Here is a 13,827-nt window from a genome sequence, read left to right on the forward strand (position 1 = left end):
ATTAATTGAATTTAAAATTCATAATATTTGAACTTCCAGAAATTGCAGACTTATAATGAAATTCAGTTCTTGGTAGCACTTTATCAAAATAAAATTTCGCTGTGTTTATTTTATCTTCATAAAATTCTTTATTAGTTTCATAATCAGCAAAACTTACTTCTAGTACCTTAATCCATGAATATGCTATTGATACATAGCCAAGTGTTTTTAAATAATCATTTGCAGCTGCACTAACATCATCTTTTTCAATTTTAATTTTATCTTCAATCCAACCCGTAAATTTATATAAAATATCTAAATAGTAATTTAATTCCTTAGTATACGGCTTCACTTTTTCATTTTTACTATCACACTCGTTTTTAACCATATCTAAAAATTTTTGAACAATATTTCCATTTTTATTTGAAAGTTTTCTAAAAACTAAATCAGCTGCTTGAACCGAATTTGTTCCTTCATAAATTGGGGTAATTCTATTATCTCTATATAGCTGTTCAATTCCTTGATCTTTTGTATATCCATATCCTCCATGAATTTGCATAGCATCATTAGTTATTTCCATAGCTAAATCAGTAAATAATGATTTTACAACAGGGGTCATTAGCGAAACATAATCGGAAGCCTCCTGTTTAATTTTATCATCTGGATGATTAAGACTAACCTCTGTTTGTTGTGAGAGCCAAAAACAAAGAGCTCTTTCTCCCTCAATTATAGATTTCATATTTAATAATGATTTTCTTATATCTGCATGTTCAATTATAAAATCTGCTCCATTTGTTGATTTTGTATTATTAGTTTTGCCTTGTTTTCTCTCTTTAGCGTAAGCCAAAGAGTTTTGGTATGCTATCTCTGAAATACCTAAGCCTTGAATGCCAACAACAATTCTCTCTAAATTCATCATTGTAAACATAGCATTAAGTCCTTTGTCTTTTGAGCCAATCATGTAACCTATTGCCTCATCAAAATTTAAAACACATGTGGCTGATCCTTTAATACCCATTTTACTTTCGATAGATCCTGTCGATATTCCATTTCTTTGCCCTATGGTTCCATCTTCATTTACAATAAATTTTGGAACTAAAAATAAACTTATACCTTTCGTTCCAGCTGGAGAGTCTGTTGATCTTGCTAAAACTAAATGAATTATATTTTCAGTTAAATCATGATCACCTGATGTAATAAATATTTTTTGACCACTGATTTTGTGAGTGCCATCAGATTGTTGTGCCGCTTTTGTTTTTAATAATCCCAAATCTGTTCCACAAACTGGCTCCGTTAAACACATCGTACCACTCCATTTTCCCTCGACTATTTTTGGCAAATATTTTTCTTTAATTCCCTCAGGCGCATGATGATTAATACAGTTGTAAGCTCCAATGCTTAGTTCACTATATAATTTAAAAGATAAACTTGCTGACGAAAGCATTTCATCAAAAAATGAACTAACTGTTTTTGGCATACCCTGCCCACCATATTTTGGATCACATGATAATGAAGTCCAGCCATCTTCTATATATTTTTGGTATGCCTCTTTATATCCTGGAGGTGTTCTAACTATACCATTTTCTAAAATAGCAGGATTTTCATCTCCTATCTTCGCAAGAGGTAAGATTAAATTTTGATTAATTTTTGCCGCTTCTTCTAATATATCTTTAACTAGATCTAAACTGACTTCGTTATATTTCTCAAGTTCATTATAGTTTTTGTTATCTCTTAATTTTTCAAAGAGAAATAACATGTCATCAACAGGTGCATTATAACTTGGCATTTGGAAACTTTAGAATAATTCTAGAATTATTGCAATTTTGAAATTATCGCATCACCCATTTCAGAAGTTGATGTCTCTTTCATACCTTCAGATAGAATATCTTTTGTTCTAAGACCATCATTTAGTACGTCTTGTACTGCTTTTTCTAAAGCATTTGCTTCATTATCTAGATCTAATGAATATCTGAGAGCCATTGCAAAACTTAATATTGATGCAATCGGATTTGCTATTCCTTTACCTGCAATATCTGGTGCTGATCCATGAATAGGTTCATACATAGCTCTCATTTCACCATCTTTATTTTTTGCTCCTAATGATGCAGATGGCAGAAGTCCTAAAGACCCTGTAAGCATTGAAGCTTGATCTGAAAGCATGTCACCAAATAAATTGTCTGTCACTATCACGTCAAATTGTTTTGGGTTTCTTAAAAGCTGCATTGCACAATTATCAGCAAGCATATGGCTCAACTCTACATCTTTATATTCTTTATCGTGAAGCTCTTGAACTTCTTCTTTCCAAAGTTGTCCAGCCTCCATAACATTTGATTTTTCACAGGAAGTAACTTTGTTAGATCTTTTTTTAGCTAAATCAAAAGCAACTCTTGCTACCCTAATAATTTCACTAGTTGTATAAGTGTGAGTGTTTATTCCTTTTCTTTCACCATTATCAATTGGCTTAATGCCTCTTGGCTCACCAAAATATATTCCACCTGTTAATTCTCTTACTATCATTATGTCTAATCCTGATACAATTTCTGGCTTTAATGTTGATGCATCAACTAATTGTTCAAAACAAATAGCGGGTCTTAAATTTGCAAATAATTTTAACTCTTTTCTAAGTTTTAATAATGCTCTTTCAGGTTTTTTTGAAAATTCTAAATTATCCCATTTAGGACCTCCAACAGCCCCGAGCATAACCACTTCACTTTCTAAAGCTTTGTAAAATACTTCATCAGTTATAGGTGTCCCATGCTTATCATAAGAACAACCCCCAGCAAGATCTTCATCTATTTCAAAATCTAAAGATTTGTTGTCATTAAACCAGTTAATAATTTTTTTTACTTCACCAATTACTTCTGGACCAATACCATCACCTGGTAATAAAAGTATTTTTCTTTTTTTTACTTTAATCATTAAAAATCCATGGTTTTTTGTTTTTTAAATCTGTTTCAAAGTTTTCAATTTTATTTGACTTTTTTAAAGAAAGGGCAATATCGTCTAACCCTTCGAGCAAGCACTTTTTCTTAAATGGGTCTACATCAAACTTAATTTCGTTATTTCCATAAACTATTTTTTCGTCATTTAAATCAACTGAAATTTCTTCTTTTCTGTTTGCATATTCTGATAGTTCTTTAATTTTTTCTTCCTCTAGAATTATAGGTAAAATTCCATTTTTAAAACAATTGCTATAAAATATATCTGCATAACTAGAACTAATTACACAAGTTATCCCAAAATCTAATAGTGCCCAAGGTGCGTGCTCTCTTGAAGAACCACAACCAAAATTTTTACCTGCTATTAAAATTTTTGATTCATTGTAAGGATTTTGATTTAAAATAAAGTCACTTATTTTTTTACCTTGATCATCATATCTCATTTCAAAGAACAAATTTTTTCCAAGTCCAGTTCTTTTAATTGTCTTTAAAAACTGTTTTGGAATAATCATGTCTGTATCAATATTTACTATCGGTAAATATGCAGGCACACTTTTTAATGTATTAAATTTTTGCATCAGTTTTGATACTTCCTCACATCATCTAGACTTCCGGATATTGCTGCCGCAGCTGCCATACCTGGGCTAACTAAATGAGTTCTGCCACCTCTTCCTTGTCGTCCTTCAAAATTTCTATTTGAAGTAGAAGCGCATCTTTCCTCAGGTTTTAATTTATCAGCATTCATTGCTAAACACATTGAACAACCTGGCTCTCTCCATTCAAAGCCAGAGTTTACAAATATTTTATCTAAACCTTCTTGTTCAGCTTGCTCTTTTACTAAACCAGAGCCCGGAACAACCATTGCATTTACATGTGAAGATATTTTTTTGTCTTTTAAAATTTTAGCGGCTTCTCTTAAGTCTTCTATTCTGCCATTTGTACAACTTCCAATAAATACCTTATCTATTTTAATGTCTTTGGCTGCCATATCTGGTTTTAAACCCATATATTTTAAAGCTCTTTCAATAGAGTTCTTTTTATCTTCATCGCTTTCACTTTGAGGATTAGGAACTTTATCATCTATAGTAATTACATCTTGAGGAGAAGTTCCCCAAGTAATCATTGGTAAAATTTCACCTGCATTTAAGCTCAGCTCTTGATCAAAACTTGCATCCTTATCAGTTTGAAGAGTATTCCAATAGTTTAGAGCTTTTTCCCAATTATCTCCTTTTGGAGACATAGGTTTTCCTTTTAAGTAATTAAATATTTTTTCATCTGGTGCTATTAAGCCTGCTCTTGCCCCACCTTCTATTGTCATATTACAAATAGTCATTCTCTGCTCAACACTTAAGGATCTAATTAAGTCACCAGCATATTCTATGACCGAACCTGTTCCACCAGCTGTTCCGATTTTTCCAATGATTTGAAGTATTACGTCTTTTGATGTCACACCTAAAGGTAGTTGACCATTAACATTTATTCTAAAATTTTTTGCTTTTTTTTGAACTAATGTTTGTGTTGCTAAAACATGTTCGACTTCAGATGTTCCTATTCCAAATGCTAAAGAACCAAATGCACCGTGTGTTGCTGTGTGACTATCACCACAAACTATTACTGTTCCAGGTTGAGTAAAGCCTTGTTCGGGTCCAATTATATGGACTATCCCTTGACGTTTGTCATCCATTCCAAAAAGCTGAACTCCAAATTCTTTGCAATTAGCTTCTAATGTATCAACTTGTATTTTTGATTCTACATCAGCTATTCCTTGAGTTCTATCTGTTGTAGGTACATTGTGATCTGCTACAGCTAAAGTTAAATTTGGGTGTCTAACTTTTCTATTTGAATTTCTTAAACCTTCAAAAGCTTGTGGACTTGTTACTTCATGAACTAAATGTCTATCAACAAATAACAAGGCTGTTCCATCATCTTGCTGATCAACCAAGTGATCATTCCAAATTTTATCGTAAAGAGTAGTGGACATTGAAAAAAAAATTATTTTTTTTCTGAAGAGCTTTCTGATTTTGGTTCTTCTTTTGAGGCCTCTTCTGCTGGAGCTACTTCTACTGCTGGAGCCTCCTCTTTGGTAGCTTCTACAACTGGTGCAACGTTATCCTCTGTTACAGTCTCAGGCTTTGCATCAATATCTATTCCAATTTTCTTTCTTATTTTTTCTGCAATTCTAGCTGATTTACCAGTTCTATCTCTTAAGTAGTAAAGCTTAGCTCTTCTTACTTTTCCTGATCTTATTACTTTAATTGAATCTATAAGTGTTCCATATAATGGAAAAGTTCTTTCAACACCTTCTCCAAAAGAAATTTTTCTAACTGTAAAAGAAGAATTTAAATCTCTACTTTTTTTGGCAATACAAACACCTTCAAAATATTGAATTCTCTCTTTTTTACCTTCGGTAATTCTAACACCAACTTTAACCACGTCTCCTGGATAGAAATCTGGAATTTTTTTCTCTGACAGTATTTTTTTAACGTTATGTTGGTTTATTTCTTCAATTGTTTTCATATCAATGTTTATCAAGTTAATTTTTCTTATATTTTTGCCATAAATCTGGTCTTCGGACGCGTGTTATAGCCTCAGATTGAGATAAACGCCAGTCTTTAATTTTGCTGTGATCACCAGATAATAGTACCTCTGGAACAGCCTTTTCCTCCCAAATTTGAGGTTTTGTGTACTGGGGATACTCTAATAACCCATTTTCAAAACTTTCTTCAACCCTAGAGTTTTCATTACCCAAAACTCCAGGCAAAAGTCTTAGAATACTATCAATCAAAACAAATGTTGCTGTTTCTCCCCCTGATAAAATATAATCTCCAATACTTATTTCCTCTATGTTTCGAGTAGATAACACTCTTTCATCAACTCCTTCGAAATGACCACAAATGAAAGATACTGATTTCTCATTTGACAACTCTCGAGCATAATTTTGATCAAATTTTTTACCTTTTGGTGATAAATAAATTACTCTTTCACCTTCAATTTTATTTTGATCTAAAGATTTTGCTAGAACATCTGCTTTTAAAAGCATTCCAGAACCGCCTCCGTAAGGAGAATCGTCAACTGTTTTGTGTTTGTCTTCAGCTGCATCTCTAATGTTTACAATATTTAAATTCCATAAATTTTTAGATAAAGCTTTTCCATATAGGCCTTTTGATAAAGGCCCAGGAAAAACTTCTGGATAAAGTGTAAACACTTGAGCTTGCCACATAAATAACTTTTGAATTATTTTTGTTCCTCTTTAGGAGCCTCTGCTGCTGGTACTGCTTCTTTAGGAGCCTCTGCTGCTGGTGCTGCTTCTTTAGGAGCCTCTGCTGCTGGTGCTGCTTCTTTAGGAGCCTCTGCTGCTGGTGCTGCTTCTTTAGGAGCCTCTGCTGCTGGTACTGCTTCTTTAGGAGCCTCTGCTGCTGGTGCTGCTTCTTTAGGAGCCTCTGCTGCTGCTGCTTCTTTAGGAGCTGCCGCAGGAGCTTCTTCACCTTCTTTTTTTCTCTCCTTTTTTGGAATAGCTTTTTTAGGATTGTTACCATTTGCAGGCATAGGCATTAATTCATTTTCACCTAAAATTCTTGCAACTCTAGTAGTTGGTTGAGCACCTTGACCTAACCAATATTTAATTCTTTCAGCTTCAAGACCAACTCTCTCTTTTTTGTCTTTAGGAAGTAGAGGATTAAAAAACCCAACTTTTTCAATAAATCTTCCATCTCTTGCAAAACGACTATCTGCTACAACAACCTTATAAACAGGTCGTTTCTTTGTTCCACCTCTTGATAATCTTAGTTTTAACATTTGTTCTCCTTTTTATTATTTTAATTGATTAAATAGCTCTGGCGGTATTCCTTTATCAGACATACCTTTCAGATTTCCTTTTGACATCTTCTTCATCATTTCAGACATCATTTTAAATTGCTTTAGCAATTTATTGATAGTGGCTGGATCTGTGCCAGAGCCATTAGCAATTCTTTTTTTTCTAGAACCATCAATAAGTTTTGGGTTCTCTCTTTCTCTTTTAGTCATCGACAAAATAATAGCTTCATTTTTAGTAATAATACTTTCATCAATTCCAGCTGAATCCATTTGAGATTTCATTTTTGAAACTCCTGGCATGAAAGACATTATTCCCTCAATACCACCCATTTTTTTCATTTGTCTCAACTGAGTTAAATAATCTTGCATAGAAAATTGACCTTTTTTTAAATTTTCTTCTGCTTTTTTAATATTTTCTTCACCTAAATCTTGTGCAGCTTTTTCTACAAGAGATACTATGTCTCCCATTCCAAGAATTCTATTTGCTATTCTATCAGGATGAAATACTTCAAGATTGTCAATTTTTTCACCTATACCTAAAAATTTAATTGGAACATCTGAAACATATTTCATACTAACAGCTGCACCACCTCTTGCATCACCATCTGCTCTTGTTAAAATTATTCCAGAAAGATTTACTGTATTTTTAAATTCTTTTGCAACAGATGCAGCTACCTGTCCTGTTAGTGAGTCTGCAACCAAGAATGTTTCTGTAGGATTTATTACACTTTCAATTTGCTTAATTTCACTCATCATTTGTAAATCAATTTGGGTTCTTCCAGCAGTATCAAATAGAATAATTTCAGCTCCATTTAGGTTTGCTGCACTAATTGCTCTTTGACAAATATCTGTTGGCTGTTGACCTTCAATTATAGGAAGTGTTAAAATATCATTTTGTTCCCCAAGTGATCTAAGTTGCTCTTGTGCGGCAGGTCGATAAATATCGAGACTAACCATCATTACTTTTTTCTTTTTGGTGGTTTCTAGATATTTTGCTAATTTTGCAGTAGTTGTTGTTTTTCCTGAACCCTGAAGTCCAACAAGCATCATTGGAACTGGCGGAACAGCACTAAGATTTATCTCGGTGTTTGACTCACCTAATAGATTGACCAGCTCATCATATACGATTTTTACAACCATATCTCCAGGAGAGGTTGATCTTATAATTTCCTGACCTAGGACTTTTGGTTTAACATTTTCAATAAACTCTTTAGCAACTTCAAGAGTAACATCGGCCTCTAATAAGGCCTGTCTAATCCCTCTTAAACCCTCGTCTACTTGAGCTTCATCAAGTGAAGGAGCCTTTTTTAGAGAAGAAAAGATTTCTTCGAATTTATTTGTTAAATTTTCAAACATAATTATTACGCACAGCAGTAACCGCACTAGTGGGCGAAGCCTCGCTGACTAGTGTCGATCTCTTTGTTTCCAAAGACACCGCAAATTTAATGTTTTTGCGGAAACGGGAACAACCTATAATAGAGGTTCAAAAAGTCAATAAATAAGTTAAATATCTATATATGGATATCAAAGCTTTTAAAATGGATGGTTTAGGTAATGATTTTGTGATTATTGACCAACGAAGTCAAAAATACAATCTAACCAAAAATCAAATAATTAAAATATGTGATCGAGAATTTATTGGATGTGATCAGTTAATATTTATCCAAAAAAGTGATGAAAAAAATGCTGGATTAGAGTTCTATAATTCAGATGGGAGTATTTCTGGTGCTTGTGGAAATGGTACTAGGTGTGTGGCCGACCTTTTGTCAAAAGAAAATAATGATAAAGAAATCTTACTTTGGACCTCTTCAGGCGTATTAAAATCAAAAATTTTAGGTAATAATTTAGTAGAAACTGAAATTGGGATTGCAAAAACCAATTGGGATGAAATTCCATTAAAGAAAAATCTAGATACAAAAAACTTGAACATCAAAATTGTTAATAAAAATAACACTGAACATGTGGGTGGCACTTCAATTAATGTAGGAAATCCTCATGTTATTTTTTTTGTAGATAGTATTGAAGATTATGATTTAAAAAAGATAGGACCTGAAATAGAAAATCATGATTATTTTCCAGAAAAATGTAATGTAACTTTAGCAAAAGTTATTGATAGAAAATTAATTAAAGTTAAGGTTTGGGAAAGAGGTGCTGGACTTACAAAAGCATGTGGAACAGCAGCATGCGCAACAGCTGTAGCAGCAAATATTAATGGACTAACAGATAAAAAAACTGACATTGAATTTGCATTAGGAAAATTATCAATAACAATAGATGAAAACAATAGTATTCATATGAAAGGACCTGTCTCTGATATTAAAAGTATTGAGATTAATATTTAATGGGTATTTTTGATAAATTTAAATCTGGTTTTAAAAAAAGTGCGTCTGCTTTTACATCTGGATTAAGAGATATAGTTGTAAAAAAAGAAATAGATGACAAAACTTTAGATAGAATTGAAGAATATTTAATTCAGTCTGATGTTGGTGTTGTTGCTGCGTCTGAAATTAAAGAGATAATCTCAGATAGTAAAATTGATCCAAAAAATGATATTGCCAATGAAATAAGTGTAATTTTAAAAGAATATATTATTTCTTTAATGAAACCTCTTGAAAACAATTCTTTTTTTCAAAAAAAAGAGAAAATTAACGCTACGTTAGTTTCGGGTGTTAATGGAGTTGGAAAAACAACTACTATTGGAAAAATTAGTAAAATATTAAAAGCAAATGGAAATAAAGTTATGCTTGCTGCATCAGATACTTTTCGAGCTGCAGCAATTGAGCAATTAGAGAATTGGGCAAATAAAGTTGAAGTTGAAATAACAAAATCTTCACAAGGTGCAGATCCAGCATCCGTAGCTTATAAAGCAATAGAAAATTCAATTGCAAATAACTTTACCCAAGTATTGATTGATACTGCCGGAAGATTACAGAATAAAAAAAATTTGATGGAAGAGTATAAAAAAATTGCAAACGTAACAAAAAAAATAGACCCTGAAGCACCTCACGATGTGATTCTAGTCTTAGATGCAACTTCAGGTCAAAATGTAATAAATCAAGTTGAAGAATTTAATAAAATCATCCCAATCACAGGTCTTATAATGACAAAATTAGATGGTACTGCAAAAGGAGGAATTCTTTTAGCAGTAGCTAAAAAATATAAACTTCCAATTATTGCTCTTGGCTTAGGAGAAAAAGAGGATGATCTACAAATTTTTGATGCAGAAAAATTTGCTGATGCTTTTACTCAAATTAGTTAATTAAAGTGCTTGATATTAAAGGCTTATAGAGGCTACACTTATAATTTTCTTTGAAATTATCATGTCCACAATTTTTTGCTATTGATGAAATGATAAAATCAAATTTTCCATTTTTTGGATAAAGTTCTAATTTTTTTTCAATAATATCAAATTTAAAATTGGCATTTAAACTTTTAACGGCACTTATCATTACTAATGTTTTGTTGTCTTTTAAAAGATAATAAGCGAAATCGTCTGGGAATACTGGAAAGTCATATTCTTCAAGAAAATATTTTGCTCTTTTAGGAAACCACTCATAAGAAATTAGCGGAGATGAACTTTTTGTTTTGTAATCATACATATAAAGATCTTTAGGAAAATCATTTATATAATTACTGTTTTCTCCTCTTGCTAATATCGCCTTCTCTCTTGTCTTAAAATATAGTGCAAAATTTTCATTATGTGAGTTCATTTGATCTATATGGAATAAATTATCAACTAGTGATTTATTTTCTTCTGCTACAACAAAGTTTTTAAAAGAAAAAAAAATAATAAATATTAAAAATACTTTCTTCACACACAATATTTAATAAAAGAATTTGTGCTATATTTGTTTAGAATGTGGCTTAATTTAAACTTTTGATAAATTCTTCTAATCTAAATAAAAGCTTTTTATCATATTCCATCATATGATCGTCAAATTTAGTAAAATAAGAATATTTTGGTTGATTAGCAATTTCATAAATCTTTTTACCCATCCAAAAAGGAACAATTTGATCAGCTTCACCATGCATAACTAAAACTGGAATATTAATATTCTTGATCTTTTTTTGATTGTCATACTTATCCTTTAACAAAACAGACACTGGAATATATGGATAAAAGTTTTTTGCAGCTTCAACCATTGATGTAAAAGGTGTCTCAAGTACTAATCCAGCATAATTATTGCTTTGTGCTATCTCAGTTGCAACACCAGTTCCAAGAGACTCTCCATAAAGTATAATATCTTTTTCTTTTAAGCCTAATTTTTTGAGCCACTGAATTGTGCTTCTAGCATCTATATAAAGCCCTTTTTCATTGGGCTTTCCTTTATTACCACTAAAACCCCTCCAAGCTATTATTAAAAAATTAATATCCATATCTTTAAAATGATTTAATTTGTGAATTCTATTTTCAAGTTTTCCAGCATTGCCGTGAAAATAAACAATTGTCTTAAATTTATTTAAATCTTTTTTATGGAACCAACCAAGTAAATTTATTTTATCTGCAGTTATGATCTTAACTTTCTCTACTTCAACTTCCAATTTATCTCCAGAGTAATTATTCTCTAGCGGGTGATACATTAAATTTCGTTGAAAAATAAATAACAGAATTAATACAGATGCATAAACAACAATTATTCCAATAATAAGTTCCAAAAAAAAATTCCTACGTTTTAGTTTCATAATTTTTTTTAGCTAAATAAACACCAAAGAATACTAAAACTGTGCCCAAATAATGAAAAGACTCTAGTTTTTCATTAAAAAACATAAACCCATAAATAGCAGCATAAATTGTGAAGATATAAAGTGTGAAGCCAGTTAAGGATGCTCCTAAACTCTTTTGAGCTTTGGTATAAAGAGTAAATGCAATTATTCCTGGTGATATTGCAGCAAATAAAACCCATAAAAAAAATTGTGGATTAAATATAGTTCTTTTAACAACTGCTTCCTCAATTATATAAAAAGGCAATAAGCTAATTGCTCCAAAAAAGGCAACTAATGTAAATCTTTGAAAAATTGGTAGTTCTGACTTCCAATAAAAAAGGTAGATTGAATAAAGAGCCCAACCAATAGCAGCAGCCAGCATCCATAGGTCGCCAATTGTAAAGTTTAAATTTAATAATAAATTTAAATCTCCTTTAATAATAATTGCAAAAACTCCAATTAAACAAGATATTAGGCCAATAATTTTAATGAGATTTACTTTTTCGTTAAAAAAAATTGCTGAAATTAGAATAATAAATATTGGTGATGAGGTATAAATAATTCCCATATTAGTAACCGTGGTTGTTTCCCCTGCTAAAAATGGAAATGCTCCACAAACACCGCATCCCATTGCACCTAAAAAGAAAAGTTTTTTAAACTCTTTTTTAATTATTTTTGAATTTTTGATTAATAATGAATAGGTAAAAGGTAGAAGTAATAAAACAACCACAGCCCATCTCCAAAATACCAATGAAATTGGAGGAACATACTCAACACCACCTCTTGCAACTATTAAATTAGATGCCATAAAAATAGGTTGAATAAATAACAGAGAGAGAGCTAAAAAATTATTTTTTTTGTTAGACAATTTTTTTTAATTAAAAACTATTTTTTGTCGAAGAATGCTTCGTAGACCATCATAAATATAGCAATAGCCATTAATATATAAACTGGTAACACATCAAAAAAACCTATCATGGTAGAACGTGTCAGAGTTGTTGCTAAACCAATTAAAAAAGAGGCTGCAAGCAAAGAACCAAGTAATGTTGTAAATTTTTGCATTTTATTTATTACATTCCTTTTCTAACCAATTAGCAACACCTAAAAATCTATGATCATCATAACGAGCCCCTACAAGTTGCACTCCTAAAGGCATATCATTTTCACCTTGCAACAATGGTAGTGAGATACATGGGGTGCCAAGATATGACCAAACCTTATTGAATTCTGCCGTACCAGTACTTTTTAAACCTTTGGGAGCTACACCTGGACTAGAAGGTGTTAAAACACCATGATAATCTTCAAATACTTCTTCATAAGAATCGTAACTTCTTTTCATAAAATCTATAGCTTCGGCATACTCTTTGGCAGAATGCTTATTACCTTTTGCAATAGCATCTTGCATATATTTAGATAATTTTTTTTTATATTTTTTGTAATAAAGACTAAAGTTATTTGCTAAATCAGTTTCGTGAATTATCTGATGATATTTATGAACATCTTTGAAGTATGAAGGTGTATCAAAAACTTCAATGTTCTTTTTAAAAGATTTAATAAAATATTCGAATGCTTGTCTGGATTTTTTATCAATTAACTTCCAATGATCTGTTTTGTAAAAGATAAACTTTGGTTCAAACAAAGGCCCTTTTTTTGTTTCACTAAACATATCTTCACTTGAATAATGAATGGTTGCTTTGTCATGATTATCTTTTTTAATCAAAACTTTTGCAAGCAAGGCAACATCTTCAACGGATCTTCCAAATACTCCAATATGATCTAATTTCTCTGATGTTTTTAAAACTCCATTTCTTGAAATTAATCCATATGATGGTTTGTAACCAACCACACCACAATAAGATGCAGGTCTAATAACTGATCCTCCTGTTTGTGAACCTATTGATAATGGGGCCATAAAAGATCCAACAGATGCTGCTGATCCACTTGAAGAACCACCTGGAGTTCTTGAATAATCATGGGGGTTTGTAGTTTTTGAAGGACCAAGGTAAGCAAGTTCAGAAGTAGCTGTTTTGCCCATAATTATTGCTCCTGCAGAAAGAAGTAAGTCTACTATTTCAGCGTTTTGAGAGTAAGACTTACCTTTTCTAATTGGAGTTCCACATTCAGTCGGCATATCAACTGTTCCTATAATATCTTTGAGTGCAACAGGGATTCCATGCAATGGACCTGTTGGCTTTCCTGACCGTCTATGTTGATCAGCCTCTTCTGCTTTTTCAAGTAAAAGTTTTTTATCTAAATGAACCCAAGCTCTTACATCTTTTTCAAATTCATTAATTCTTTCAATATATTTTTGACAAACTTCTACTGATGTCAATTGAGCATCTTTTATTTTAGCGACAATCTCTTCAACTTTTAGCGAAAGTATATCTATCAT

The 13,827-nt window shown here is 31.6% G+C and carries 15 protein-coding genes; 2 read left to right on the plus strand and 13 right to left on the minus strand.

The features are described from left to right. Position 1: 1 nt before the first annotated feature. The 8 genes from AC5SLZ_RS06340 to ffh are packed head-to-tail and all read right to left on the minus strand — an operon-like array spanning position 2 to position 8,087. Positions 2-1,765, minus strand: coding sequence for an acyl-CoA dehydrogenase family protein (locus tag AC5SLZ_RS06340; RefSeq protein ID WP_494615458.1), 1,764 nt, complete (start codon positions 1,763-1,765; stop codon positions 2-4). A 26-nt stretch (positions 1,766-1,791) separates the two neighbouring features. Then, positions 1,792-2,898 (minus strand): 3-isopropylmalate dehydrogenase, encoded by a 1,107-nt coding sequence (gene leuB / locus AC5SLZ_RS06345; RefSeq protein ID WP_494615459.1) that lies wholly within the window; start codon positions 2,896-2,898, stop codon positions 1,792-1,794. Beyond that, entirely contained in the window at positions 2,891-3,496 is a 606-nt protein-coding gene (gene leuD / locus AC5SLZ_RS06350) for a 3-isopropylmalate dehydratase small subunit (RefSeq protein ID WP_494615461.1), read from the minus strand. Before leuD ends, leuB begins: the two co-directional genes overlap by 8 nt. Next, positions 3,496-4,899, minus strand: coding sequence for a 3-isopropylmalate dehydratase large subunit (leuC, locus tag AC5SLZ_RS06355; RefSeq protein ID WP_494615462.1), 1,404 nt, complete (start codon positions 4,897-4,899; stop codon positions 3,496-3,498). The genes leuD and leuC overlap by 1 nt, the downstream gene beginning before the upstream one ends. Positions 4,900-4,910: 11 nt before the next feature. Further along, the gene (gene rplS, locus AC5SLZ_RS06360; protein ID WP_494615464.1) at positions 4,911-5,435 is read right to left on the minus strand and encodes a 50S ribosomal protein L19; all 525 of its coding nucleotides are present in this window, start codon (positions 5,433-5,435) and stop codon (positions 4,911-4,913) included. A gap of 16 nt (positions 5,436-5,451) precedes the next feature. Continuing rightward, the gene (gene trmD / locus AC5SLZ_RS06365) at positions 5,452-6,138 is read right to left on the minus strand and encodes a tRNA (guanosine(37)-N1)-methyltransferase TrmD (protein WP_494615465.1); all 687 of its coding nucleotides are present in this window, start codon (positions 6,136-6,138) and stop codon (positions 5,452-5,454) included. A gap of 14 nt (positions 6,139-6,152) precedes the next feature. After that, complete coding sequence (gene rpsP, locus AC5SLZ_RS06370) at positions 6,153-6,713, minus strand: 30S ribosomal protein S16 (RefSeq protein ID WP_494615467.1); 561 nt, start codon at positions 6,711-6,713, stop codon at positions 6,153-6,155. A 15-nt stretch (positions 6,714-6,728) separates the two neighbouring features. Beyond that, on the minus strand, positions 6,729-8,087 hold the full coding sequence (gene ffh, locus AC5SLZ_RS06375) for a signal recognition particle protein (RefSeq protein WP_494615469.1): 1,359 nt from the start codon (positions 8,085-8,087) through the stop codon (positions 6,729-6,731). 161 nt (positions 8,088-8,248) lie between these two features. Here ffh and dapF point away from each other — a divergent pair, with 161 nt between their 5' ends. Together dapF and ftsY are read left to right on the plus strand one after the other, a co-directional pair. After that, entirely contained in the window at positions 8,249-9,073 is an 825-nt protein-coding gene (gene dapF / locus AC5SLZ_RS06380) for a diaminopimelate epimerase (protein WP_494615471.1), read from the plus strand. Further along, positions 9,073-9,990 (plus strand): signal recognition particle-docking protein FtsY, encoded by a 918-nt coding sequence (gene ftsY / locus AC5SLZ_RS06385; protein WP_494615472.1) that lies wholly within the window; start codon positions 9,073-9,075, stop codon positions 9,988-9,990. Before dapF ends, ftsY begins: the two co-directional genes overlap by 1 nt. Here the strand turns inward: ftsY and AC5SLZ_RS06390 are convergent. The 5 genes from AC5SLZ_RS06390 to AC5SLZ_RS06410 all read right to left on the minus strand — a co-directional run bounded on the left by AC5SLZ_RS06390 (position 9,983) and on the right by AC5SLZ_RS06410 (position 13,827). Continuing rightward, positions 9,983-10,546 (minus strand): hypothetical protein, encoded by a 564-nt coding sequence (locus AC5SLZ_RS06390; protein WP_494615474.1) that lies wholly within the window; start codon positions 10,544-10,546, stop codon positions 9,983-9,985. The two genes, ftsY and AC5SLZ_RS06390, sit on opposite strands and share 8 nt — an antisense overlap. A 49-nt stretch (positions 10,547-10,595) precedes the next feature. Continuing rightward, on the minus strand, positions 10,596-11,414 hold the full coding sequence (locus tag AC5SLZ_RS06395; protein WP_494615476.1) for an alpha/beta hydrolase: 819 nt from the start codon (positions 11,412-11,414) through the stop codon (positions 10,596-10,598). Continuing rightward, entirely contained in the window at positions 11,398-12,243 is an 846-nt protein-coding gene (locus AC5SLZ_RS06400; protein ID WP_494615478.1) for a DMT family transporter, read from the minus strand. The genes AC5SLZ_RS06395 and AC5SLZ_RS06400 overlap by 17 nt, the downstream gene beginning before the upstream one ends. A 77-nt stretch (positions 12,244-12,320) precedes the next feature. Then, the gene (locus AC5SLZ_RS06405) at positions 12,321-12,497 is read right to left on the minus strand and encodes a hypothetical protein (RefSeq protein WP_028036020.1); all 177 of its coding nucleotides are present in this window, start codon (positions 12,495-12,497) and stop codon (positions 12,321-12,323) included. Between the two features lies 1 nt (position 12,498). Next, entirely contained in the window at positions 12,499-13,827 is a 1,329-nt protein-coding gene (locus AC5SLZ_RS06410) for an amidase (RefSeq protein ID WP_028036021.1), read from the minus strand.

The sequence above is a fragment of the Candidatus Pelagibacter sp. PS_06 genome (assembly GCF_059418045.1).

Bases quoted from the DNA above. Each gene is read 5' to 3' on its own strand.
- rplS (WP_494615464.1), bottom strand. From the start codon at position 5,435: ATGAAAACAATTGAAGAAATAAACCAACATAACGTTAAAAAAATACTG.
- ffh (WP_494615469.1), bottom strand. From the start codon at position 8,087: ATGTTTGAAAATTTAACAAATAAATTCGAAGAAATCTTTTCTTCTCTA.
- trmD (WP_494615465.1), bottom strand. From the start codon at position 6,138: ATGTGGCAAGCTCAAGTGTTTACACTTTATCCAGAAGTTTTTCCTGGG.
- AC5SLZ_RS06395 (WP_494615476.1), bottom strand. From the start codon at position 11,414: ATGAAACTAAAACGTAGGAATTTTTTTTTGGAACTTATTATTGGAATA.
- AC5SLZ_RS06410 (WP_028036021.1), bottom strand. From the start codon at position 13,827: ATGATAGATATACTTTCGCTAAAAGTTGAAGAGATTGTCGCTAAAATA.
- AC5SLZ_RS06405 (WP_028036020.1), bottom strand. From the start codon at position 12,497: ATGCAAAAATTTACAACATTACTTGGTTCTTTGCTTGCAGCCTCTTTT.
- AC5SLZ_RS06340 (WP_494615458.1), bottom strand. From the start codon at position 1,765: ATGCCAAGTTATAATGCACCTGTTGATGACATGTTATTTCTCTTTGAA.
- leuD (WP_494615461.1), bottom strand. From the start codon at position 3,496: ATGCAAAAATTTAATACATTAAAAAGTGTGCCTGCATATTTACCGATA.
- AC5SLZ_RS06400 (WP_494615478.1), bottom strand. From the start codon at position 12,243: ATGGCATCTAATTTAATAGTTGCAAGAGGTGGTGTTGAGTATGTTCCT.
- leuB (WP_494615459.1), bottom strand. From the start codon at position 2,898: ATGATTAAAGTAAAAAAAAGAAAAATACTTTTATTACCAGGTGATGGT.
- rpsP (WP_494615467.1), bottom strand. From the start codon at position 6,713: ATGTTAAAACTAAGATTATCAAGAGGTGGAACAAAGAAACGACCTGTT.
- leuC (WP_494615462.1), bottom strand. From the start codon at position 4,899: ATGTCCACTACTCTTTACGATAAAATTTGGAATGATCACTTGGTTGAT.
- dapF (WP_494615471.1), top strand. From the start codon at position 8,249: ATGGATATCAAAGCTTTTAAAATGGATGGTTTAGGTAATGATTTTGTG.
- ftsY (WP_494615472.1), top strand. From the start codon at position 9,073: ATGGGTATTTTTGATAAATTTAAATCTGGTTTTAAAAAAAGTGCGTCT.